This is a genomic window from Bacillus sp. FDAARGOS_1420, assembly GCF_019344915.1.
Taxonomy (GTDB): domain Bacteria; phylum Bacillota; class Bacilli; order Bacillales; family Bacillaceae_G; genus Bacillus_A; species Bacillus_A mycoides.
Genome location: NZ_JAHWJB010000002.1, coordinates 622,254 through 644,986 on the forward strand (window position 1 = coordinate 622,254; position 22,733 = coordinate 644,986).

Consider the following 22,733-nt stretch of genomic DNA (forward strand, 5'->3'; position numbering starts at 1 on the left):
TATGTGGGGGCTTTTCTATATATAGAAGAGGAGCGGACGTAATGAAACGTAAATATGGTGACGGTTCTTCGTGGAAGCGACTAATAGAGAAGGATTATAGGGTTAAGCAAGTAGAGGATGGAATGTTAGGAATGCTGGACATAAAAAAAGTGAGAGAACCTAGTCATAAAGAATACAATGGTAAACAGCTTTGCATTGCAGGTGATGGGTATACATGGATGCAATATTTTATAAACGGGAAAAACTTTGCAATTACAGCTATGTTAGACAATCAAAAACAATTAGTACAATATTATATCGACGTGACGAAAGAATATAAAATAGACGAGCGTGGTTTACCTTATTTTGATGATTTATATTTAGATGTAGTATTGTTACCGAATGGTGAGATCTATGTACTGGATGAAGACGAGTTAGAGGATGCCTATAAAATTGGTGATGTTACAAAAGAAGAATATGAGTTAGCATGGAATACAACAAAATGGATTATCGCGACGATAAAAAATAGAAAATTTTATTGGATTTCAATATTGGATAAAGAAATCGAAAAGTTAAAATGATTGGTTTATTCATATTTTTGTATAATTACCAAAAAAATCTATACAAAAAATAATTGACTTTTGTTTTGTAAGCGAGTAAAGTTAGGAAAGAAATTATTATTAAAAAATAAATATGAAACCTTCTTATAAAGAGAGGCGGAGGGACTGGCCCTACGATGCCTCGGCAGCGGACTCGATTTCAGAGTGCTGTGCCAAATCCAGCAAGCGTGTGCTTGAAAGATGAGAAGAGCGTTTCTTATAGATGTATAAGACCTCTTCTCATCGGAAGAGGTCTTTTGTTATTCATTAGAAAAGGTTGAAAACTAGGGAGAGATGATACTTTGAAAGAAACGAGAGGAAATGGTTTAGCTTTATTACCACTTGGAGTATTTTTGGCGCTATTTATTGGTTCTGGAATTATTACAGGTGATTTCTATAAATTGCCGATACTCGTAGCAATTTCAATTGCTGTAGGAATTGCTTTAGTGATGAATCGTAAGGAAAGCTTTAATGTGAAAGTAGAACGATTTGCTAAAGGTGCAGGAAATCCTGATATTATGATCATGGTTCTGATTTTTGTACTTGCAGGGGCGTTTTCTGAAACAGCAAAAGGAATGGGCGGAGTTGATTCCACTGTTAACTTAGCGTTATCTATTTTGCCACCAGGATTTATCGTTGCTGGAATTTTTGTTATAGGGGCATTTATTTCATTAGCGATGGGAACTTCAATGGGAACAATTGCAGCACTAGCACCAATTGCTGTAGGGATTAGTGGGCAAACTGATATCTCAATAGCACTTGCGATGGCTACTGTTGTGGGCGGAGCGATGTTTGGTGATAATTTATCATTTATTTCAGATACAACAATTGCTGCTGTTCGTTCACAAGGAACAGAAATGAAAGATAAGTTTAAAACGAACTTTTTAATTGTATTACCAGCCGCTATTATTACAATTGTACTATTAGTAATAATTACTTTAGGAAGTGATACACAAGTTAAAGCCCATAGTTTTGACTGGATAAAGATTTTACCGTATGCAGGAGTACTTATTACAGCACTACTTGGCTGGAATGTACTTATTGTGTTAACTGGTGGAACAATATTATCAGGTGCTATCGGCCTTATAGATGGAAGTTACACGTTAGAGAGTTTCTTTAAAAGTGTAACGACTGGAATGGGCGGTATGATGGAGCTAGTACTACTTGCTATATTAATCGGTGGTATGGTTGAACTTATCCAATATAATGGTGGCATTCAATATTTAATGAATCTTTTAACACGTAATATTCGTTCGAAAAAAGGAGCAGAGTTTGGTATTGCTGGCTTAGTGAGTATGACGAATATGTGTACAGCAAATAATACAATCTCTATCATTTTTACAGGTCCGCTTGCGAAAAATATTGCGGATCAGTATGAAATTGATCCCCGTAAATCAGCGAGTGTACTGGATCTTTTCTCTTGCTGTGTACAGGGGTTAATCCCATATGGTGCTCAAATGTTAACAGCGGCAGGATTTGCTGCGTTATCTCCGGTCGAATTGTTACCATATGCATTTTATCCAATTTTAGTTGGGGTATGTGGAATCATTTCTATATTAATTGGTTTCCCGAGATTTTCTAAAGTGGCGGAAAAAAAAGAGTATCATAAAACTGCATAACATAAAGAGACATTTATTATTAGCAGTTGAAAACGCTCGGAGAACATTCTCTGAGCGTTTTTTATTATTTATAAATCCTTTTTCAAATAGTAGTGTTTATAATCTCTTCCTACGTTATCGAGGATACCATACTCTTTATAACCATATTTTTTATAGAAATCTAATGCTTGAAAGCTTAAAGTGTCAACTTTTATAAAATCACAATTTCTTTCTAAAGCGATTTTTTCTACTTCTAATAACAGTTTAGTTCCATACCCTAATGCACGTATATCTTCATCGATGATAAAAGAGTGAATCTCTAACCAATTCCAACAGACTTCACCTAATATTCCCCCGCATATTTTACCATTTTCATCTTTAAGAAATAAATGAATCTCTAAGTATCTGTCTCTTAAATCAGATGGAAAGTGCTTTAAATTATATTCATAAAGCTGATTGTTTATATAGTTTTTAGCGGCGGTATTGATTTCTTTCGTAATGTGTAAATTCATGATATATCCCCTTTAATTTAAATGTAGCCTTCTGATTTATTTTAACATAATTTTCTTAATAATATATTTAATGTAATTTAATAAACGTTTGTATGTATTGCTAATTTTTTGGACGCGCAAGTTGAGATTTTCATCCGTTATTGAATAAGAATTTTTCTGTATCTATACGCATCGCATACATGTTCGTTTTGCAAAAGGCTGAATTTAACTCAGTCTTAAGTCTGAGTTAAAAACGGTTCTTAAGCTCGTTATGAAAAAATGAAAAAATAGTTAAGATAAGAGTATCAAATCGAAGGGAGGCAAGCACAAGATGAAACAATTTCTAGCGTTTATCGCAGCCGGTATTTTGGCTTTAATTGCTCTTGGTAGTCTTGCTGGTATTGTAGGATTCGCCATTGGAGCAGGAGTTGTGTACTGGAGCTATAAATCATTTGTGCGAGCTAAATCATTCTTTGGAAAGTTAGCTTGGGGTATTGTTGGTTTAATCGGTTTGTCCATTGCACTTTCTCATTCCCCAGCATTAATCGGTATCGCAGCATTAGTAGTTTTATACTACGGATACCGTGAGTGGAAAAAAGGAAAAAATGTAGTTGTTGATTCTGCTCCAGAAAGTGCTAAACCATATAGCAACTTTGAAGATGAGTGGAACAAGTTAATGAAAAACTAATATAAAATAAATCAAATTATAAAGTAGAAGAGAGGAAGATTATAATGAAACAATCTTTATTCGGACGTGTACGCGATGCAATTTTAGCTGATTTTCATAATGTGTTAGATGAGAAAGAAAGAAAAAATCCAATTGCTATGTTAAACCAATATCTACGCGATAGTGAGCGTGAAATAACAAAAATTGAGAAGTTAATTCAGCGTCATAAAACATTAAAATCTAACTTCGCTCGTGAGCTTGAGCAAGCACGTTATTTCGTTAATAAAAGATCAAAGCAAGCTATCATCGCACAAGAAGCAGGCGAATTGCAATTGCATGAACGTGCATTAGAAGAAGTAGCGTATTATGAAGGGCAAGTAACTCGCTTAGAAGAAATGTATGCTGGTGTTGTAGAGCAAATTGATGAGTTAGAGCGTCGTCTTTCAGAAATGAAAAATAAATTAAAAGAAATGAACGCAAAGCGTATGGAATTAATGGCACGTGAAAATATGGCGCATGCAAACCGCCGTATGAATACTGCTATGCATAAAATGGATGAAAATAATCCGTTCTTACGATTCGAAGAAATTGAAGATCACATTCGTGACATAGAGCTTCGTATAAATGAAGAGCATGAGCGTGATACATTTGATATGAAAATTGCAAAAATAGAGAGTGAAATGAAAGAGAAAAATGAAGTATCGTTAACGAAAGAAGTAACAAAATAATTGTAGTATATAATAAAACAGGCTTATGATATAGTGATAGGAGAAAAGGTGTTGGAAAGCAATGCCTTTTCTTCTATGTATATGTGACAAGGAGGGGGGAGCTGAAATGAAGAAGCAATTTTCAAAAACACAATTTATGGGGATGCTCCTCATCATATTTGGATTCGGTCTTTTTCTTGATATGATACTTGGACATTTTGAACCAGGTGGTCTAATATTTGCATTTATTATGATTATGTTTGGAAGACATTATCGAAAGAAGAACCGTTATGTAAGAGGGAATGTATTTTTATTTGTCGGTGGTATTGTCTTCTTATTCTTCTTATTTTCATCAGCGGCATTCGTACTTGTTGTGTTTGCTTGTTTAGCTTTAATTGGTTATCAACTTATTCAACAAGGACATCGGCAAAAAGCAATGAAAGTTGAAATTAAAGAACAGGGATATATAAATGAAGAAAAACAAATATATCGTACAGAACCGTATATAAAAAATATGTTTGTAGGTAATGTAAGAATGATGGATCATATTTATGAAATAGAGGATATTAACGTCCAATATGGTGCTTGTGACGTCGAGATTGATTTAACAACTGCTATGATTCCAGAGGGAGAAACGGTTATTGTGATTCGGGGCGTCATTGGTAATATTCGCTTATATGTACCATATGATATTGAATTGTCTTTAAATCATTCTGTTATTGTTGGGCGAGTGCTCCTGCCAGGACACGAAGAAACTGGATTTAACCGTAATGTTACGTTTAGAACAGAACAGTATAAAGAAGCCCCTCGTCGTATTAAGATTATTTCTTCGCTTGTCGTAGGCGATACGGAAGTGAGGAAAGTATAATGAAAAAACAAAGGAATATTTCGTGGATGTATATTCGTTATTCTATGTTGTCCTCTGTGAGTATCGCACTTATTTGTACAATTGTATATGTATGGAAAAGCGAGCAACAAGTTTATGATTTACTCTGGAAAGAATCCATTGCTTCTGTTCCAATTGGCTTGTTTATTATGAGTACGAGTCTTCTTATCGGAGGAATTGTAGGATATGCAATCGGTTATTATATAGAACAGCGTATACAAGGATTAAATACTTTTCTATTTGAAGTAGAGCGAGGGAATTTTCCGAGTGATGTTTCATTTACTGCGGACGATGAATTTCATGAAGTGGAACGAAAAGTAATTGGTCTTGCTCGTCGCTTAGAGGAGCAAGCTGGGCTATTTCAAAAAGTAACGAATGAACGAGCCCATTGGAATGAAGAGATGAGACAAGAAGCGATTTCTCAAGAAAGGCATCGATTAGCGAGAGAGCTACATGATTCTGTAAGTCAGCAGCTTTTTGCAATGTCGATGATGATGTCAGCCATTAATGAGCAAGCAGCTGAAATTCCAGACACGACGAAAAAACAGTTGCAGCTTGTTGAGAATATGGTTGTAAATGCACAATCAGAAATGAGAGCATTGCTCCTTCATTTACGCCCAGTGCAGTTAGAAGGTAAGAAACTAACTGAGGGTATAGAAGAATTATTAACAGAACTGTCTAGAAAGCAACATATGAAAATTGAATGGTTAATTGAACCGATTCAATTAAAAAAAGGTGTAGAGGATCATTTATTCCGTATTGTACAAGAGGCGCTGTCTAATACTTTACGGCATGCGAAGGCAAAGAAAACCGAAGTACGCCTTCGGAAAATTGATCAATATGCGATTTTGAAAATTATTGATGACGGTGTTGGGTTTAAAGTTGGTGTTAATAAGGCTGGTTCATACGGTTTAAGGTCAATGCAAGAGCGAGTTCATGAAATTGGTGGTACATTAAAAGTTCTTAGTTTTCCGAATAAAGGTACGCAAATAGAAGTGAAAGTACCTATTATGATTGAGAGAGGGGGAGAATCATGATAAAAGTATTACTAGTTGATGATCATGAAATGGTTCGAATGGGTGTATCAGCATATTTATCAACGCAGCCAGATATTGAAGTAGTTGGAGAAGCTGAAAATGGAAGAAAAGGTTCAGAGTTAGCTTTGCAATTAAGACCGGATATTATTTTAATGGACCTTGTTATGGATGAGATGGATGGGGTTGAAGCGACACGTGCTATTATTCAAGAATGGCCAGAAGCGAAAATTGTAGTTGTCACGAGCTTTTTAGATGATGAAAAGTTATATCCTGTTATTGAGGCGGGGGCGACAAGTTATTTATTAAAAACATCAAGAGCGAGTGATATTGCAGATGCTGTAAGAGCTACTTATGATGGGGAAACGGTATTAGAGCCGAAAGTTACTGGCAAAATGATGTCTCGTATGCGTCAGAAGAAAGAACAACCTTTGCATGAGGAGTTAACAGAAAGAGAGTCTGAAATTTTGTTATTAATTGCAGAGGGGAAAAGTAATCAAGAGATTGCAGATGAGTTGTTTATTGCCCTTAAAACAGTAAAGACACATGTGAGTAATATATTAAATAAGCTAAATGTAAGTGACCGGACACAGGCGGTTATTTATGCGTTTAGACACCAATTGACGAAATAAGAAGGAAGCTTTGACTATATATGGTCAAAGCTTTTTATTGACGGTTATTTATGTAAGCGTTATCATTAAGGTGTTAACAGTACATACAAAGGGGAGAGAGTGTATGTTAGTTCAAACGATATTTGGAATGGATGAAACGAAAAAATTAGGTAACTATGTGAATGCGTTGCAAGCACTTTGTGAACAATATGATATTGAAACAGATCGTATTGCAATTATTGAGGCAACAGAAGAATATTATTTATTTCTAGTGAAGCAAGAAGATTGCTATGATGTTGTAAAAGTAGAAACAGTGGATACGAATATTGATTACTATACGAAAGCTTATAAAGTAAGTAGCTTTAATCATACTTCTTATCAAATGTAAAAAACTCCCGAAATGGGAGTTTTTTTATGATACTTTCGATTCAGGTGAATGCTCCGCTAATGGTACTGTTTTTGCACCACTTAATTTTGCGATAGCAAAACCGATAATAGCCCCAACTAACGCTGGTACTAACCAGCCAATTCCTTCATTATATAATGGAATAAACTCAAAATAAGATGTGATAAATGAAACAGGAATATTCCCTTGTTTTAATCCGTCAAAAACGCTAACAACTGCTGTTCCGATTAAAGCACATACATAAACAGATCGATAGCCACCGAAATATTTATGAAGTAATGATAATAACACGAGTACAATTGCAACTGGATATACAACAAGTAAAATAGGAACAGAGATGGCGATAATTTTTGTTAAACCTAAGTTGGCAACTAATAATCCTAACAAGCAAATGACACTTGCTAACATTTTGTATGAAAATTTTGTCAATAATGTTGAGAAGTATTGACTGCACGCAGATACAAGTCCAACGCATGTTGTTAGGCAAGCAAGTGTAACGATAAGAGATAACAGAATTAGACCATATGGACCGAATAATTGTTGTACGATAACGGTAAGTAGCTGTCCTCCATTTTTTGCGTATCCGAGAGAGACACTAGTTGTACCGAGCCAGCCAAGTGCACCATATACAAGTACGAGACCAGTAGCGGCAATAAGTCCTGCTTTTGCTGTAGCGATGGCAATTGATTTACGATCACTCACACCTTTTGAGCGAATTGCATTTACAACGATAATCCCAAATGCAAGTGCTGAAATGGTATCCATCGTTAAGTATCCTTCCATAAAACCTTTGAAAATTGGAGAAGTTTGATACTCTTGCATGGCTGGTCCAGATTGCCCGAGGGGTGTAAATACACTCTTAACGAATAATAAAAAAATAGAGAGTAATAAAATAGGTGTTAATACACTTCCGATACGATCGACGAGCTTAGAAGGGTTTAAACTAAGCCAAAATACGATAGAAAAGAAGATGACTGTGTATAAAAATAGCACCAGGCTGCTAGAGCGAATAGTTTCTGGTAAGAAAGAACTAACCCCCATTTCATAAGCGACATTAGCAACACGTGGGATGCCCATAGATGGACCGATTGCAATGTATACAACTACCGTAAAGAATATTCCGAATAATGGGTGAACATGACTTGCAAGTTGTTGCATTCCATTTCCTGATAGAGAAATAGCGATAACAGTAAGTAGTGGTAAGCCGACTCCTGTTAGTAAAAAACCAATCATTGCTGGCCAAAAGTTTTCACCAGCATTTTGTCCAAGCATTGGAGGGAAAATTAAATTTCCTGCCCCAAAAAATAAAGAAAATAGCATAAGGCCTGTGAAAAAAACATGTTTTTTTGATACAGTGTTCATTGTTTTTCCTCCTTTTTGTAAATTCATTGTAAGAACACAAAAAACTCGTCCCTAAAGAAAGGGACGAGTTATATTTACCCGCGATACCACCCTAATTTATACATGTAGAAATAAATCTATATGTATACGGCTTTGCAACGTACAACATGATACGTGTTCCTTGTAACGGGGGACATCCGGTAAGAACTTACTTTAGCATTCGGTTCTACTTCTCGGAGATGATTTTCGGTTAAGCACTGAACGTTGGCTTTCAGCAAATCGCCAACTCTCTGGGGAACAGTCCTATAACGTACTCGTTCTCGTCAATGAATTTTAATTCAAGTATTCTGACAGTATTTTCACACGTTTTTTTTAGAAAGTCAACATATTTTTTGGGAAATACACTTTCCTGTAGAAATATAGCTGAGAATATAAGGGTTAATACTATTTGTAAAAATGCTGTAAAACATTATAGAGAATTGTAAAGATTATGGAGAAAATCGATATTTATAGGAGTAAGGAAGGAATTGTTTGAATTTGCAGAGAATAATACAACAATCCACTTGCTGGAAAGAACAAACCAAAAGAGGTGACTGAAATGCTTGCGATGGGAGTATTATTTGGCATTATTGCTATAATTGGTTTTATGTGGTTATATTATTCGCGTTCGTTTAAACAAGCAGAAGTTTTACTCTTTCAAAAAGGTAGTTTGTTGACAAATCAGTCTAGATATTTAGTATGTCCGAAGTGTGGAAGTGCACAGGCCAGGAGTGGAGGATATCAAGAGTGTTGCAAAATTAGATTATGAAAGAAGGAAGCCTCACATTACTTTGTGAGGCTTCCTTCCTTACAATTTTTTCGCGCTCCAAATTGTCCAACGATCTCTTTCGATGATAGGAGAGACGTTTTGTAATGCCGTTTGGATATGATGTAGAAGTTGAGAAAGTTCATTATCTGTTAGTTCATATAGAATGGATCGGCCTGTTCGAGGAGATAAATCTTGTAGCAAAGCCTCTACAGAATCATGTACTTTTCGTACTTCCCATTGTGTTTGTATGGGGAACGCTTGAAGAGAATATTGTTGTAATTCTTGCTGAATAGTAGTGGTTTTTGGTCTTCTTTTCGCTTCTGTTTCAATGAGTTTTGGAAAGACAGAGAAAAAATATCCACGAAGGTGTTCAGGACTTCCTGGAATTGTACAATCTTCAATAGTTCGGTCTTGTAAAATAAGTATACCGTCTTTTTTTAATATGCGAGAAGCCTCTCGTATAAATGTGGGAATATCATGTAAATGATGAATGACTGCACGAGAAATGACAAGGTCGAATGTTTCATTAGGGAATGAGATATTATGTGCATCACCGTGAATGAATGAAATGTTTGGGAAGTCGTTACAATTTTCTTTTGCAGCTTGTAATATTTCTTTTGAAAAATCAAGCCCAACAACACTTTTGGCTCCCATAAGAGCAAGTTCTTTCGTGTAAATGCCGCCACCACAACCTATATCAATTACTTGTTTATTTTGCACATCTACAATATTGTTTATTGTTTCCTGCCATGAAATATGTGCGTTACGACTTGCATACGTATACTTATTATTTGCATCATGAAAATTAATGGACATTGTAAAATCCTCCCTTCATTGTATAGTATAGCTCATTCTATATAATGTAACGTTTTTGTTTTATGTATGAGGATTATAAGAATTTCTTATTGGAAAAGGAGAATCGATTTGAAAGGAAAATATTTAATGGTTTTATGTGTTATTTTACTCGCGTCGTGTGGTCAAGCAGAGCAAAAGAAAGAATCGAAACAAGTAGAGGAGACAGTGAATGAAGTGAAAGAACCATTACAAATAACTGTTATACAAAAAGGTACAGAAGAAAAAAAATTAAAGAAAATGGATGCGGAGTTAGTGGTGGATATTATAAGCAAAGCAGAAAAACAAGAAGTAACAGGTAGCTTTGGTAAACCAGAATATGAAATACAAATTAGTAGAGAGGGGAAAATAGAAACGTATTATGCATGGTTAAGAGGAGAAGATCGACGGGGATGGGTGCAATATAAAAAAGCTATGTATATGCTGAACGAAAAAGATACTGAAAAACTTTTGGCTATATTTCCAAAGATTCCAGAACAAAAAGAAGATGAGATGCAGGTAGGGCCTTTAACGGAAATAACGAAAAAAGATTTGCAGATTACTGCGTTTCATATTAAAGCGGGTGATCAAAAAATGAATTATACAGTACGTTATACGATTTCACAATCACTATATAATAAGTTAGCGAAGGAACAAGAATATTATTTGCAATTAATTTTCCCGGAAAAGGTTCAAAAATTAATTGGCGCAAAAGAGAGTGAAATAATTTCAGCTGAAAAAGTAAAGGAAGGGTATAAACAGTATGAGTTGAATGTTACTGTTCCGATAAAAGATGCTTCAGAATCACAATTAAAATCACTAGAAACCTATTATGATAATCACGATTTACAAATATTAAATAGTAAGAAAGAAAAAGTAGGAGCATTTCAAAACATTATTCAAATTGTTAAAGAGTATGGTGAAAAAATGAATTTACAAAGATAAAGTGAAATTTTAATCAGTGGGGGCATCCCCCGCTGATTCTTACTGCCCGTAAATAGAGGGTAGTAAGAATCATAAAGTCTATATGGCCTTTCCTAGGAAATGATAATAGAGGGGAAAGATCCCCTCTATTATTTTGCTTTTGCAGATGGCTCATTCATTGATTTTCGTGTAATTAGAAAGGAAATCATAAGAGCGGAAAGAATAATAAGGGCTATAAATAAGTGATTTGGCAACCAATCTAATAATAATACGTAGCTGACGGTATAAAAAATAAGAGTTGAAGCTAAAAACGATAGAGCGCCTATCATAAGAGATTGTAATTTCATTTGTATTTACCTCCTTTTATTTTTATTTTTGGCTAAAAATGGATGGAATAAACATTATTTCTAACAATAGAAAAAAATATGTCATAATAGAGAAAAAGAATAAGTTTTGATGAGTGTATATGGCTCAATAAAGCGAGATAAAGGAGAGGAATATGAAAAATAATAAAAAAGGATTATGGGGAGTTATAGTTGCAATAGGGTTATTTTTACTATCTAAGTTAAAATGGGTATTTGCAATTTTTAAGTTAGCAAAATTTTCAACAGTATTTAGTATGTTTTTATCGCTTGGTGCATACGCAGTCATATATGGTTGGAAGTTTGGGGTAGCACTCGTATATTTATTGTTTGTACATGAGATGGGGCATTTATGGGCAGCGAGAAAGAAAGGGATACCAACATCGCCAGCAATCTTCATACCATTTATGGGAGCTCTTATTGGGATGAAAGAGATGCCGAAAAATGCAAAAGATGAAGCTTACATTGCATATATGGGACCTCTTTTCGGATTGCTTTCATTTTTACCCGCGATCCCACTGTATATAATCACGAAAGAGCCGTTTTGGGCGCTTATTATTTTACTTGGAAGTATGATTAATTTCTTTAACTTAATTCCAGTTTCTCCATTAGATGGTGGACGAATAATTTCAGTTGTAAGCACGAAAATTTGGGGGGCAGGGCTAGTTTTACTACTCGGCTATTCTATTTACTTCAAGAGTATTTTAGGAGGATTTATTTTTATTATCGGCTGTATGGAACTATATAGAGTAATAAAGAGAGATGAGCCGATTAAGGAATTAGGATATAAAATCGATGGAATGAAAGAATATGTTACTAGGCTTGAAGAGGAATTAAAAGAAACTGATGCGGTGCATCGAACGATTTATATGATTCACCATGAAATGAATGTATTAAGACAAAGAGAACGTGAAAAAGAATTAAAAACAGGAGAACTTCAAAAGATTGAAGTGCTAGAGTACCTTTTACCAAAATTTGAGCCACTTGATTATGTCCCATATGAAGATGAAAAAGAAATGCATACAATTCATATAAGAGAAGCATTTGAAATGTCAGAAAGAAAATTAAATGAATGGGAAACAGAAAAGGAACAACAAGAAAATTATTATAAAGTCGATACGAAAACGAAATGGACAGTATTTGCTTGTTATATCGGATTAATGGCTATACTCGGTTATACAGCTTATGAAGGTTATGTTGTTTTACAAGAGCATTTACCAAGGAGAAGTTTGTAGAAAAATAGTGTCGAAATGAAAAGGAGGATTTAAACAGGAATTACATTTCTGCGAGAGAATGTTACAAGTGTAACAGTACATTGTAATATTCATAGTAGAAAAGGAGTTCTGTATATGAAGAAATTGTTAAGTGTATTGGTAGCTATTACTGTAATGGCAATAGCGAGCTATAGTCTTATGAAAGTACTATTGTATTATGCGAATAAGTCTGCTGGAGTAAATACAGTAGCACAAATAGAAGATGTGCAAGAGAAGAAGAAGACACTCGAATTTGTTCGTACGACACATGAAAGTTATAATAATTTCTTGAACTACGGTAAGGCAGAGAAATATACAGATGGGGATTGGAAACATTTTAAACAATGGTTTCAAGAGCAAGAACCTTCTTTAAAAAATATACATAAAGAAATAAAAAATGAAAAAATAAAACGCGATGTGAATAGAAGTTATGAAATTGTAAAAAAAGGTGTGGGGCTTCAGAATATTGAGTATGTAGTCTATGCTCATCGCGTATATCATGACTTGGATATACTTGTAAATAAATATAAAGGTGAGACGAATGTATGGGGGTATACCGAGTTTGGAGATGGGCAGAATATACAAGTAATTGAACAAGCGATACAAACGAAGTAGTAGGCTAGCTAGAATTCTAGTTAGCCTTTTTTTGAGCCCAATTAATGAGGCTAATAATTAGTAGCGTATGGGAGCACGCCACTAGTTAAAATTTATTTAATATGTTTTTGTTCATATATTTTTCACAAAAACACCATGTTAATAGTGATTAAAATCACAATATGTATTATACAATTCAGTTAAACTAAAAACAGTTAAGGAAATAGAGGAGTGGGATACAATGTTAAGTGCAAAAACAATTGAAATCGTAAAGTCAACAGTACCGTTATTACAAGAAAAAGGCGTTGAAATTACAACGAGATTTTATCAAATTTTATTTTCGGAACATCCGGAGTTATTGAATATTTTTAACCATACGAATCAGAAAAAGGGAAGACAACAACAAGCGTTAGCAAATGCTGTTTATGCAGCTGCAATGTACATTGATAATTTAGAAGCTATTATTCCAGTTGTAAAACAAATCGGTCATAAGCATAGAAGTTTAGGTATTAAAGCAGAGCATTATCCAATAGTAGGTACATGCTTACTACGAGCGATTAAAGAGGTCGCAGGCGCACCTGATGAAGTTTTAAATGCATGGGGAGAAGCGTATGGCGTCATTGCTGATGCATTCATTAGCATTGAAGCGGGTATGTATGAAGAAGCTGCACATAAAGAAGGTGGATGGAAAGATTTCCGCAACTTTGTGATTGTTAAAAAAGTGAAGGAAAGCGACGTTATTACATCATTTTATTTAAAACCTGAAGATGGCGGGAAAGTTTCTTCATTCATTCCAGGACAATATGTAACGATTCAAATAAATATTAAAGGTGAGACATATACACATAATCGTCAATATAGCTTGTCTGATGCTCCAGGAAAAGAATATTATCGTATTAGTGTAAAGGAAGAAAAAGGTGTAGATACACCAGATGGTAAAGTATCTAATTACTTACATGATCATGTAGGGGAAGGAGATGTCTTACCAGTAAGTGCACCAGCGGGAGATTTCGTTTTAAATATGGATTCAACATTACCTGTTGTACTAATTAGTGGTGGGGTAGGTATTACACCGATGATGAGCATGTTAAATACGCTAATTGAACAAGAATCAAAGCGTAATGTATGCTTTGTTCATGCGGCGATAAATAGTAATACACATGCGATGAAAGAGCATGTTGAGACAGTAGAAAAAGAGTATGAACAAGTTAAAGCATATACTTGCTATTCTTCACCGACAGAGCAAGATGTGGAAATGAAGAATTTTGATAAAGAAGGATTCATTGAACGTGAATGGTTACAAACTATTATTCCAACAACTGAAGCAGAATTTTATTTTTGCGGTCCAGTACCATTTATGAAGCATATAAATGCTGCATTAATTGATTTGGGTGTTAAACAAGAGAACATTCATTATGAATTTTTCGGTCCCGCAGCAAGCTTACAATAGGTTAACGTTGCCAAGCAAAAAACGAGGTATTATTTTACCTCGTTTTTTGCTTGTTCTCTAAGTAAGCGATTTACTGTTTCGCGGCGTACACCTATGAGCTGACCAATTTCAGTTTGTGTTAATATTTCATAAATAGGGATGTCACCTAAATAAAAGGTGAACCACTCTTGTAAACGATGAAGGCGCTCTTTAGGAGAGACAGTTGTCAATTGATCGATACGCTGTTGCATCATTCTTAACTTCGATTGTAATTGTATAGCGATATTTTCATATGATGCAGGATTTGCCTGAAGTTTGTCGTACCATTCATTGCTAATTATAGGCTCCACTTCTGTTTTCATTAAAGCGATAGCTGTACCGTGATATTCCTTCGGTGAAATTAAAGAATGGTGAGGTATCGTTTCACCAGGAACGATAATATTAAATAAAAATGGTGTTCCGTCTTCTTCTAACCGAATAACTTTTAATAAACCTGTTTTTATAAAATATAATGGACCGTCCTCACCTTGACGGAATAATACATCTCCCTTATGTAGAATCAATGTTAGCCCCCCATTAAAACATTTCTATTTCTTATATTTTAGCGTATATGTATAAAGACAATATGCTTTTTAAACAGCAATTTCATTGACGAAATGTATGCTATTACAGTAGTATACTATTTAGTGTGTAATAGTACTAGCAATGAATACGCTGTAGGGGGTTTAGTATATTGTTAGATGCGATGAAGATGACGGATATGAGAATTCCGGCGAATGCTATCATTCATGTGGAAGAGATGAAAGGTGGAGTCGTTTTATCCGTTGAAATAGACGGCCAAATTATTTATACGATGGCTTATGATGAAGAAACAGATAGTTATGCTGAATTATATGATCGAAAGGATAAGAGGGCGTGCCAAGTACATGAAGACTTTATGGGATGGTCACTTCTTCACTAAAAAGATGTCAATATGACATCTTTTTTTATTGAATCGATAGATTATACAAAGAAATGAAATATAAGGATAAAATTTGTAATAAATGATTTTGCATTGTTAGCGCTTTGTAACTGTAAGATAACTGTTTTTTCGCTATCATAAAGATAACAGTCATAGCTATAGGAGTGATCAACTTGAAGAAATTACATATTTCAAATTTTATGCTATTAAGTGTTTGTTTAGTTTTATTTGTTCTCCTAGGAGCCTTTTTATATTCATGTGTATAAGAAAAAACGCATTCTAGAAAGAACGCGTTATAAAAATGAAGTAATGATTAATCTAGTTCCAAGAATAATTAATGTGATACGTAATAAATTAATTACTGCATTACCGCTTAATTTTGTGTTAATATAAGCCCCGATTTTTCCGCCAATCCATGCACCAGGAATAAGAATTAATGCATAAGCCCAGCTGACATTTCCTAGAGAGATGTGAGTTAAAGAACTTACAATTGCTGAGAGAAATACGATAAACATTGAAGTTGCTACAGCAATGTGTGCTGGGAACGCAAAAAGGAGCATCATCGCTGGCACAAGTAAGGCACCACCACCGATTCCAAATAATCCGGATATAAATCCAACTATAAAGGCAATAAAGATAGCGAGAAATGGTGGAAATTGATAGTCTACAGTATTTCCTTCGTTATCTGTAAAAGATCGCTTAATTACAGTCATATTTGATAGGGAAAGAGGTTTCAATTTGTCTCGTAGTATAAGAAGAATGGAGACGAATATAAGAAAAATCCCAAAGTATAAAGAAAATGTATCTTGGTTTAAAAATTTGTTTGCCCATGATCCGATAATACCACCAGGGCCACTCCCGATAAATAAAATAAGTCCACTTTTATAATCTACCCGTTTATGTTTCATATAAGTAAGGGTAGAAGCCAGCCCTGTAAAAACGACTGTTACCATAGAAGTTCCTACTGCGAGTTGTGGTGATAAACTGTGTAATCCAATTAATAACGGAACGATAATAATTCCGCCTCCAAGTCCGACTAGGCTCCCGACTGTCCCGGCGATTAATCCGATGAAAAGTAACATGATGTATTCCAAAATTGCCAACTCCTCTATATAACTTATCCATCAATCATTATACACGCTTTTTAATAAGAAATAGGCTTGTTCACAAAAAAGTCGTCTTCCTAGAAAAATAAGGAAGACGACTTTTGATTAAAAGATTAAGTGTAATAAGTAGTAAAATAATGCAGCTAAAGAAGCTGAAATAGGAAGTGTAATAACCCATGTAATTAACATGCGTTTTGCAGTTCCCCATTTTACACCTTTCACGCGATGTGAAGCACCAACCCCTAAAATAGAAGAAGAGATAACGTGCGTCGTACTAACCGGTAAGTGAATAAATGTTGCGCCGAAAATAACAAGTGATGATGATAAATCGGCAGCTACACCATTTACAGGACGAATTTTCATAATTTGTCCACCGACAGTTTTAATAATTTTCCAACCACCGACAGAAGTACCAAGACCCATTGCGATTGCACAAGATAATTGTACCCAGAAAGGGATATCGCCAGAAGTATGATAGTTATTGGCCATAAGAGCCATCGTAATGATTCCCATTGCTTTTTGTGCATCATTCGTACCGTGCGTATAAGCTTGTAATGCAGCGGTGAAAATCTGGAATATACGGAAGTTCTTGTTCGTTTTCGTTAAGTTAAAGTTTTTAAATACCACTTTAAAAATACTATATACGATGTAACCAATAACAAAAGCGATGATCGGTGAAATGATTAAAGCTTCAAGAATTTTTATAAACCCTTTATAGTTTAATGAGCTAATACCAGCAGCAGCAATTGCTGCACCAGCGATTGCGCCAATGATTGCATGCGAAGAACTACTTGGAATGCCATAGTACCAAGTGATCAAATTCCAGACTATTGCCGCAAGCAAAGCAGCTAAAATTACAAGAGAACCATTTTGCAAAGCAAACGGGTCAACAATATCTTTTGTAATCGTTTTTGCTACACCTGTAAATGTCATCGCACCTAAAAAGTTCATAATAGCTGCCATAACAATTGCATGTCTAGGCTTTAGAGCTTTCGTTGAAACAGCCGTTGCAATAGCGTTTGCTGTATCGTGAAATCCATTGATAAAGTCAAAAGCTAAAGCGCAAATGACTACTAAAACGGTCAGTATCAAGAGTGTATCCATGATCAAACTCCTTACGCGTTCTTCATAATGATTGTTTCTAATACGTTTGCAACGCTTTGACAGCTATCAGCTACTTCTTCAAGCTCTTCGTAAATCTCTTTAAATTGAATAATCTTAATCGGATCTTTCTCACGAGAGAATAAGTGCTTAATCGCATGACGGCGAATATCATCACATTGTGACTCGTAATCCTTAATCTTGATCGCATTTGTACGAATATCGACTAATTTCTTTTTAGAAAGTAGTTCAACAGAATTTGCAATCTCAATCGCACATTGATTAATTGCTTCAACGAATTTAATCATGTATTCATCAGCTTCTGTAATAGAATACATTTCGAATAGACTAGCACTGTGATCTAATCCGTCTAATACATCATCCATACTCATTGCAAGTTGTAGGATGTCTTCACGTTCAATAGGAGTAATAAATGCTTTGTTTAGCTCCATAATGATTTCGTGAATGAATGAGTCACCTTTTGACTCATACTCTTTCATGCGCATAGAAAACTCTTTTAAATCGCTAGCATTTTTAATTTTATACTCCACGAAAAACTGCGCGCCTTCTTTTAAATTTTCGGAAACGTTCATAAGCATTTCAGAAAATTTATCTTTTTTTGATTTAAAGACCATTATTGTTACCCCCACAAAAGTAATATATGTAAAATATATTGGCTAATCAATTCTAACAAAAAACTGTCGTTTTTTAAAACATTTTATCGAAAAGTTTACAAAAACTTAACATAACTCTCATTGTTGTATTAATAATATTAATACTCAACAATGAATATCTTACTTGTAGAATGTCCTTTTCTTGCAAAAAGTATGAATGTGAAAGAAAAGCTTTACACTATAGGAACGACTACGTTATTATAATAAATTTAAAAGGAGGTATATTCTTCCTTTTAAAAAGAAGAGTGTAAACAAATGAAGGAAGTGAACCAATGAAATTGAAGAACACTCACTTAAAAAAAACGCTTGAGTGGTTCAATAAGAGGAAGAAACTACGCAATTCATTAATTGTATTGGGAAGTTTACTTGCTACTCTATTTATTGTTGTAAATATAATAATTTCCATTCAAGATATATCTGAATTAAAACAAGCTGTTCCACAACCGACTTTAATTTATGATGCAAATAATGAAGTTGCGACTAAATTAGCTTCTTCTAAAACAGAAGGGGTCAAAAGGAAAGATATTCCTGATATTATGGTTCAAGCAATTGTTGCAGTAGAAGATAAGGAATTTTTTAGTCATCATGGTATTTACTATAGTGGAATTATAAGTGCTGTATTTAAGAACATTACAGCTGGAGAAGTTGTGGCAGGTGGTAGTACAATTACACAACAACTTGCGAAAAATGTATTTTTAACGCAAGACCGTACATTCTCTCGTAAAATAAAGGAATACTTTCTAACGAAAAAAATAGAACGTACTTATACGAAAGATGAAATTGTTGAAATGTATATGAATCAAATTTATTTTGGTGAAGGTGCTTGGGGGATAAAAAGAGCAGCTAAATCTTATTTTGATAAAGAAGTAAAAGACTTAACGATTTCAGAAGCTGCAACGATTGCAGGATTAATTAAAGCGCCATCTGCGTATTCGCCGTATAAAAACTTTAATAAATCAATTGAAAGACGTAATGTCGTATTAGGTTTAATGAAGGAGCAAGGATATATTTCTGAAGAACAATATAATCAGGAGAAAGAATCAGGTCTTGTATTACGACGTGGTGTTGACGATAAATATAAGGGGAAATATTCTCAATACGTAGATTATATTGTTAGAGAAGCGATGGACAAGTATGAATTAACACAAAATGAAATTTTAGCAGGTGGCTATCGTATTTATACGGAACTTGACTCGAAAAAACAACAAGCGGTTGAAGATGTTGTGAATAATGATAGTTATTTTAAAGATAGTGGCTCAGATCAGCTTATGCAAACTGGAGTGGTCCTTATGAATCCAAAAACTGGCGGTGTTCCGGCTTTAGTTGGAGGCAGAGGTCCTTATCAATTTTTACAGTTTAATCATGCAACACAATTAAAAAGACAGCCAGGTTCAACGTTAAAGCCTCTTGCAGTGTATGTACCAGCGTTAGAACAAGGATATGAAGTATACGATGTCTTAAAAGATGAACCGTTTAATATTAAAGAATATGCACCACAAAATAGTGATCATACGTTCCATGGTAATGTGACGATGTATGAAGCGGTGGCAAAGTCATATAATGTTTCAGCAGTTTGGCTATTAGAGAAAATTGGATTAGATAAAGGATTGAAATCTTTAGAGCGGTTTGGTATTCCATTAGAGCCTGAAGACCATACGTATCCGATTGCTTTAGGAGGTATGCATGTAGGGACTTCACCATTTGTAATGGCTCAAGCGTATAGCGCACTTGCAAATGATGGTGTCCAAGTAGAAGCTCATGCCATTAGAGAAATCCAAAATGCTGAAGGGGAAACAATTGGAAAATGGTATAAGAAAGAAACTCGTGTGACGAACGAGAAAGTTGCCCAAAAGATGACATACTTATTAAAAGGTGTTATTGAAAGGGGAACAGGTGAAAAAGCGAAAGTTAATAATATCGATACCGCAGGCAAGACAGGGACTACCCAGCTTGTAAATGGACCAAGCACTGGTGCGAAGGATTCGTGGTTTGTTGGATACACACCGGATTTAGTAGGTGCGATTTGGGTAGGGTATGATAAAACGGATAGTGAGCATTATGTGCCAGGAGGCAGCCAAATTACAACGACAATGTTCCGGGATATTATGAAGAAAGCGAATGGAAATCCAACTCAAAAGGCATTTCAGTTATCACTAATACCTGAGGCGGATTATACAAAACAATTAAAAATGATTGAGGAAGAAAAACGAAGGAAAGAAGAAGAGAAAAAACGAAAAGAAGAGGAACAACAAAGAAAAGAACAGCAAAATGAATGGATAGATAAAGTGAAAGAGTGGATTCCATTTTGGTAAAAAAAGAGGCGAATAGCGAGTTCGCCTCTTTTTTATGAGAAATGAGCGGTTTTATCTCGGTTCAAAATGCGGCAACAGAAAAGAAGTTAGGTGAGAATCGAGCTGCCTATAAAAATTTGATGGGTTTAACTTAATAATCCGTGGGGATGGGAAAAGCGCCACGGATTAAAGCTTCAGTTTATTTAGCGTAACATTGGTCCTACCGAAGGATTGAGAATCATACGTGACGGTTATTATTCCTTTACTAATAGGTTCATATGGCAATTCCTCTTCGAAACTTCCAGTATTTTCATTATGGATAGAGAGTGTTATTTCATCAACGTCTTTATTTTTATATTGATCTTTAATCGTTTCAGCGATTTGAAGTAGGTTTTCATAACTAGAAGCTTCTGTAATAAGCATTCCTTTTATAACTTTTTTTTCATTTTGTGTGGAAGAGGAATACGGGATGTTGTTTTGTTTTGTATACAGAAGTTCGTATGGAATGGTTTTTCTTTCTGCTTTTGAAACATTTGAATAGTTTAGAGTTAAAAGAAACCCTATACATAAAATTATGCATACCATAAGAACAAACCAAAAACGTGTCAGTGATATAATTCGCATTGTCATCCCTCTTTCATGTCTTTGTCTTCACTATTCATCATACAAAAAGAGGATTAAGCTAGAGTAAATTTGAAGTAAAGAAACGTAAAGAAGGAGCACTTATTCTCCAAAATAAGTGCTCCTTTTTATTAAAAGAAAGATTTAACATACAATCAAAATAATACAAATTACTATAAATCAAACATTCTTGGTCGTTCAAAAATAAAATGAAAACTAAAATTAGTAAATTCGGAAGACTGATAGTGTAGCTGTTGTGTCACCAGTGTTAGGGATGGAAATAGTATTTACTGTAGGTTGTACAGAGATTGTTGTACCAGCTGTTAAAGTAACAATTGTGGAGAAAGAAACCGCACTACCGATAACGTTAGTTGAAAAATTACGAGTAGGTGGTTGACCGTTGAATGAAATACCGAATCCAAACGGTGAAGAACCCGGGAAGGTTGTAGATGCTGAGAAACTAATATCGTATACTCCTGTTTCTAAAATAGTTAAAGTATCTGAAGTGTCATTAAAAATGAGATTATTTAGTTCGAAAACTTGATTGAATTGGATATTCGTTCCAGGTGATATAGTTTGTGGATTAGAATTTCCTATTGCTGCTATAGTTACAGGGATTGGTGTGCCCGATGGTCCAGTAGCACCTTGAGCACCAGTAGCACCAGCCGGACCTTGAGCACCTTGAGCGCCTTGGGCACCAGTAGCACCAGCCGGACCTTGAGCACCTTGAGCACCTTGAGCACCAGTAGCACCAGCCGGACCTTGAATACCTTGTGGTCCTTGAAGTCCAGTAGCACCTTGAGCACCAGCCGGTCCCTGAGTCCCTTGAATACCTTGAGGTCCTTGAGGTCCAGTAGCACCCCGAGCGCCAGCCGGTCCTTGAGGTCCTTGAGGTCCAGTAGGTCCTATTGTTCCTCCACCAAGGCAACCTGATCCATATTGAACTAGGATAGCTTGAATTTCTGTAATGAGCTTAACTAGTTTATCGATAGTACAGCAATCGATTTTGAATAACTTAGCAATATACAATAAATAATTAAGCAAACTTTGTAGTTCAACGTACAATGCTCCGCATGAGAAAGGTGAGGATTTTAGGATAGTTAATAAGTTAGCAATAATAGAACTACCAATCTTTTCTTGTGCAGGTGATAAATTTAAGCAACTGAGGAATTTTTGGAGATTATCCAGGAGAGCAATTAGTTTATCGATGTTATCTTGAGAAGGGTTTTGAAATACAGCTTGAATACTTTGACCAAGAGCTTGAAGAAGTCTAGCATACTCTTTTAGTTCTGCCTTAGAGACGTTAATATAACTGCAAGCTCTTACTTCGCAACAATCCTTACCATAGAATACTTTCCCTTTATTTTTATTGGACATTTTTTCATTCCTTTCTTTTATAGAATAAATAGTCTTTACTATATAATAAAATGAAAATTAAACTGAATTCGTGAGGGACAAA

General features: G+C 35.0%; 25 protein-coding genes, 1 riboswitch and 1 other annotated feature. Of the genes, 15 read left to right on the forward strand and 10 right to left on the reverse strand.

The genetic code is table 11. The features are described from left to right. Positions 1-41 precede the first annotated feature (41 nt). A complete protein-coding gene (locus I6L50_RS13495; RefSeq protein ID WP_012260619.1) occupies positions 42-560 on the forward strand; it encodes a ribonuclease FAU-1 family protein in 519 nt (172 codons plus the stop codon). A gap of 120 nt (positions 561-680) precedes the next feature. Next, positions 681-786, forward strand: a riboswitch (SAM riboswitch). 94 nt (positions 787-880) lie between these two features. Then, positions 881-2,197, forward strand: a complete 1,317-nt coding sequence (locus I6L50_RS13500; protein WP_219301805.1) for a Na+/H+ antiporter NhaC family protein — start codon at positions 881-883, stop codon at positions 2,195-2,197. A 68-nt stretch (positions 2,198-2,265) separates the two neighbouring features. On the opposite strand, the gene I6L50_RS13505 is transcribed toward I6L50_RS13500, so the two are convergent. Further along, positions 2,266-2,688 (reverse strand): GNAT family N-acetyltransferase, encoded by a 423-nt coding sequence (locus I6L50_RS13505; RefSeq protein WP_002011677.1) that lies wholly within the window; start codon positions 2,686-2,688, stop codon positions 2,266-2,268. A 310-nt stretch (positions 2,689-2,998) separates the two neighbouring features. Between I6L50_RS13505 and I6L50_RS13510 the strand changes: the two genes are divergently transcribed. From I6L50_RS13510 to I6L50_RS13535, 6 genes are all read left to right on the forward strand, one after another. Next, entirely contained in the window at positions 2,999-3,355 is a 357-nt protein-coding gene (locus I6L50_RS13510) for a lmo0954 family membrane protein (protein WP_002011676.1), read from the forward strand. 44 nt (positions 3,356-3,399) lie between these two features. Next, a complete protein-coding gene (locus I6L50_RS13515; protein ID WP_219301806.1) occupies positions 3,400-4,062 on the forward strand; it encodes a PspA/IM30 family protein in 663 nt (220 codons plus the stop codon). Positions 4,063-4,168: 106 nt separating this feature from the next. After that, positions 4,169-4,909: a cell wall-active antibiotics response protein LiaF gene (liaF, locus tag I6L50_RS13520; RefSeq protein WP_113937021.1), complete on the forward strand. Its 741-nt coding sequence runs from the start codon at positions 4,169-4,171 to the stop codon at positions 4,907-4,909. Further along, the gene (locus I6L50_RS13525) at positions 4,909-5,964 is read left to right on the forward strand and encodes a sensor histidine kinase (RefSeq protein ID WP_002011673.1); all 1,056 of its coding nucleotides are present in this window, start codon (positions 4,909-4,911) and stop codon (positions 5,962-5,964) included. Before liaF ends, I6L50_RS13525 begins: the two co-directional genes overlap by 1 nt. Then, positions 5,961-6,593 (forward strand): response regulator, encoded by a 633-nt coding sequence (locus tag I6L50_RS13530; protein WP_000598709.1) that lies wholly within the window; start codon positions 5,961-5,963, stop codon positions 6,591-6,593. The genes I6L50_RS13525 and I6L50_RS13530 overlap by 4 nt, the downstream gene beginning before the upstream one ends. Before the next feature lie 10 nt (positions 6,594-6,603). After that, entirely contained in the window at positions 6,604-6,960 is a 357-nt protein-coding gene (locus I6L50_RS13535) for a DUF3992 domain-containing protein (protein WP_002126339.1), read from the forward strand. Between the two features lie 24 nt (positions 6,961-6,984). On the opposite strand, the gene brnQ3 is transcribed toward I6L50_RS13535, so the two are convergent. Beyond that, on the reverse strand, positions 6,985-8,340 hold the full coding sequence (gene brnQ3, locus I6L50_RS13540; protein WP_219301807.1) for a branched-chain amino acid transport system II carrier protein BrnQ3: 1,356 nt from the start codon (positions 8,338-8,340) through the stop codon (positions 6,985-6,987). 56 nt (positions 8,341-8,396) lie between these two features. After that, positions 8,397-8,655 (reverse strand) — a binding site (T-box leader). 262 nt (positions 8,656-8,917) lie between these two features. Here brnQ3 and I6L50_RS13545 point away from each other — a divergent pair. Continuing rightward, positions 8,918-9,127 (forward strand): hypothetical protein, encoded by a 210-nt coding sequence (locus I6L50_RS13545; protein WP_000880630.1) that lies wholly within the window; start codon positions 8,918-8,920, stop codon positions 9,125-9,127. Positions 9,128-9,166: 39 nt separating this feature from the next. On the opposite strand, the gene I6L50_RS13550 is transcribed toward I6L50_RS13545, so the two are convergent. Then, complete coding sequence (locus I6L50_RS13550; protein WP_113937024.1) at positions 9,167-9,943, reverse strand: class I SAM-dependent methyltransferase; 777 nt, start codon at positions 9,941-9,943, stop codon at positions 9,167-9,169. Between the two features lie 108 nt (positions 9,944-10,051). On the opposite strand from I6L50_RS13550, the gene I6L50_RS13555 reads away from it, so the two are divergent. Beyond that, positions 10,052-10,903, forward strand: a complete 852-nt coding sequence (locus I6L50_RS13555) for a YhfM domain-containing protein (RefSeq protein ID WP_113733923.1) — start codon at positions 10,052-10,054, stop codon at positions 10,901-10,903. A gap of 128 nt (positions 10,904-11,031) precedes the next feature. Here the strand turns inward: I6L50_RS13555 and I6L50_RS13560 are convergent, their stop codons facing one another. Then, positions 11,032-11,229, reverse strand: a complete 198-nt coding sequence (locus I6L50_RS13560) for a hypothetical protein (RefSeq protein ID WP_000776287.1) — start codon at positions 11,227-11,229, stop codon at positions 11,032-11,034. 152 nt (positions 11,230-11,381) lie between these two features. Here I6L50_RS13560 and I6L50_RS13565 point away from each other — a divergent pair, with 152 nt between their 5' ends. The 3 genes from I6L50_RS13565 to hmpA all read left to right on the forward strand — a co-directional run bounded on the left by I6L50_RS13565 (position 11,382) and on the right by hmpA (position 14,541). Further along, a complete protein-coding gene (locus I6L50_RS13565; RefSeq protein ID WP_113937026.1) occupies positions 11,382-12,479 on the forward strand; it encodes a site-2 protease family protein in 1,098 nt (365 codons plus the stop codon). A gap of 114 nt (positions 12,480-12,593) precedes the next feature. After that, entirely contained in the window at positions 12,594-13,112 is a 519-nt protein-coding gene (locus tag I6L50_RS13570; protein WP_113937027.1) for a hypothetical protein, read from the forward strand. Positions 13,113-13,332: 220 nt separating this feature from the next. Further along, complete coding sequence (hmpA, locus tag I6L50_RS13575) at positions 13,333-14,541, forward strand: NO-inducible flavohemoprotein (RefSeq protein WP_002030709.1); 1,209 nt, start codon at positions 13,333-13,335, stop codon at positions 14,539-14,541. A gap of 29 nt (positions 14,542-14,570) precedes the next feature. On the opposite strand, the gene I6L50_RS13580 is transcribed toward hmpA, so the two are convergent. Beyond that, positions 14,571-15,083 (reverse strand): Crp/Fnr family transcriptional regulator, encoded by a 513-nt coding sequence (locus I6L50_RS13580; protein ID WP_002086692.1) that lies wholly within the window; start codon positions 15,081-15,083, stop codon positions 14,571-14,573. A 170-nt stretch (positions 15,084-15,253) separates the two neighbouring features. Between I6L50_RS13580 and I6L50_RS13585 the strand changes: the two genes are divergently transcribed. Further along, on the forward strand, positions 15,254-15,481 hold the full coding sequence (locus I6L50_RS13585; RefSeq protein ID WP_002086691.1) for a hypothetical protein: 228 nt from the start codon (positions 15,254-15,256) through the stop codon (positions 15,479-15,481). A 293-nt stretch (positions 15,482-15,774) separates the two neighbouring features. Here I6L50_RS13585 and I6L50_RS13590 read toward each other — a convergent pair whose 3' ends face one another. From I6L50_RS13590 to I6L50_RS13600, 3 genes are all read right to left on the reverse strand, one after another. Continuing rightward, positions 15,775-16,575, reverse strand: a complete 801-nt coding sequence (locus tag I6L50_RS13590) for a sulfite exporter TauE/SafE family protein (protein ID WP_002086690.1) — start codon at positions 16,573-16,575, stop codon at positions 15,775-15,777. Between the two features lie 117 nt (positions 16,576-16,692). Further along, on the reverse strand, positions 16,693-17,691 hold the full coding sequence (locus tag I6L50_RS13595) for an inorganic phosphate transporter (RefSeq protein ID WP_002126356.1): 999 nt from the start codon (positions 17,689-17,691) through the stop codon (positions 16,693-16,695). An 11-nt stretch (positions 17,692-17,702) separates the two neighbouring features. Beyond that, the gene (locus I6L50_RS13600; RefSeq protein ID WP_002086688.1) at positions 17,703-18,323 is read right to left on the reverse strand and encodes a DUF47 domain-containing protein; all 621 of its coding nucleotides are present in this window, start codon (positions 18,321-18,323) and stop codon (positions 17,703-17,705) included. A 311-nt stretch (positions 18,324-18,634) separates the two neighbouring features. Between I6L50_RS13600 and I6L50_RS13605 the strand changes: the two genes are divergently transcribed. Then, entirely contained in the window at positions 18,635-20,674 is a 2,040-nt protein-coding gene (locus tag I6L50_RS13605; RefSeq protein ID WP_219301808.1) for a transglycosylase domain-containing protein, read from the forward strand. 165 nt (positions 20,675-20,839) lie between these two features. Here I6L50_RS13605 and I6L50_RS13610 read toward each other — a convergent pair whose 3' ends face one another. Further along, complete coding sequence (locus I6L50_RS13610) at positions 20,840-21,277, reverse strand: hypothetical protein (protein WP_113937030.1); 438 nt, start codon at positions 21,275-21,277, stop codon at positions 20,840-20,842. A gap of 219 nt (positions 21,278-21,496) precedes the next feature. After that, positions 21,497-22,651, reverse strand: a complete 1,155-nt coding sequence (locus I6L50_RS13615; protein WP_219301809.1) for a Gly-Xaa-Xaa repeat protein — start codon at positions 22,649-22,651, stop codon at positions 21,497-21,499. Between the last annotated feature and the right edge of the window lie 82 nt (positions 22,652-22,733).

Coding starts and splice junctions, on each gene's coding strand:
- brnQ3 (WP_219301807.1), bottom strand. CDS start 8,340: ATGAACACTGTATCAAAAAAACATGTTTTTTTCACAGGCCTTATGCTA.
- I6L50_RS13600 (WP_002086688.1), bottom strand. CDS start 18,323: ATGGTCTTTAAATCAAAAAAAGATAAATTTTCTGAAATGCTTATGAAC.
- I6L50_RS13615 (WP_219301809.1), bottom strand. CDS start 22,651: ATGTCCAATAAAAATAAAGGGAAAGTATTCTATGGTAAGGATTGTTGC.
- hmpA (WP_002030709.1), top strand. CDS start 13,333: ATGTTAAGTGCAAAAACAATTGAAATCGTAAAGTCAACAGTACCGTTA.
- I6L50_RS13495 (WP_012260619.1), top strand. CDS start 42: ATGAAACGTAAATATGGTGACGGTTCTTCGTGGAAGCGACTAATAGAG.
- I6L50_RS13565 (WP_113937026.1), top strand. CDS start 11,382: ATGAAAAATAATAAAAAAGGATTATGGGGAGTTATAGTTGCAATAGGG.
- I6L50_RS13550 (WP_113937024.1), bottom strand. CDS start 9,943: ATGTCCATTAATTTTCATGATGCAAATAATAAGTATACGTATGCAAGT.
- I6L50_RS13610 (WP_113937030.1), bottom strand. CDS start 21,277: ATGCGAATTATATCACTGACACGTTTTTGGTTTGTTCTTATGGTATGC.
- I6L50_RS13595 (WP_002126356.1), bottom strand. CDS start 17,691: ATGGATACACTCTTGATACTGACCGTTTTAGTAGTCATTTGCGCTTTA.
- I6L50_RS13560 (WP_000776287.1), bottom strand. CDS start 11,229: ATGAAATTACAATCTCTTATGATAGGCGCTCTATCGTTTTTAGCTTCA.
- I6L50_RS13510 (WP_002011676.1), top strand. CDS start 2,999: ATGAAACAATTTCTAGCGTTTATCGCAGCCGGTATTTTGGCTTTAATT.
- I6L50_RS13530 (WP_000598709.1), top strand. CDS start 5,961: ATGATAAAAGTATTACTAGTTGATGATCATGAAATGGTTCGAATGGGT.
- I6L50_RS13545 (WP_000880630.1), top strand. CDS start 8,918: ATGCTTGCGATGGGAGTATTATTTGGCATTATTGCTATAATTGGTTTT.
- I6L50_RS13525 (WP_002011673.1), top strand. CDS start 4,909: ATGAAAAAACAAAGGAATATTTCGTGGATGTATATTCGTTATTCTATG.
- I6L50_RS13515 (WP_219301806.1), top strand. CDS start 3,400: ATGAAACAATCTTTATTCGGACGTGTACGCGATGCAATTTTAGCTGAT.
- I6L50_RS13505 (WP_002011677.1), bottom strand. CDS start 2,688: ATGAATTTACACATTACGAAAGAAATCAATACCGCCGCTAAAAACTAT.
- I6L50_RS13570 (WP_113937027.1), top strand. CDS start 12,594: ATGAAGAAATTGTTAAGTGTATTGGTAGCTATTACTGTAATGGCAATA.
- I6L50_RS13605 (WP_219301808.1), top strand. CDS start 18,635: ATGAAATTGAAGAACACTCACTTAAAAAAAACGCTTGAGTGGTTCAAT.
- liaF (WP_113937021.1), top strand. CDS start 4,169: ATGAAGAAGCAATTTTCAAAAACACAATTTATGGGGATGCTCCTCATC.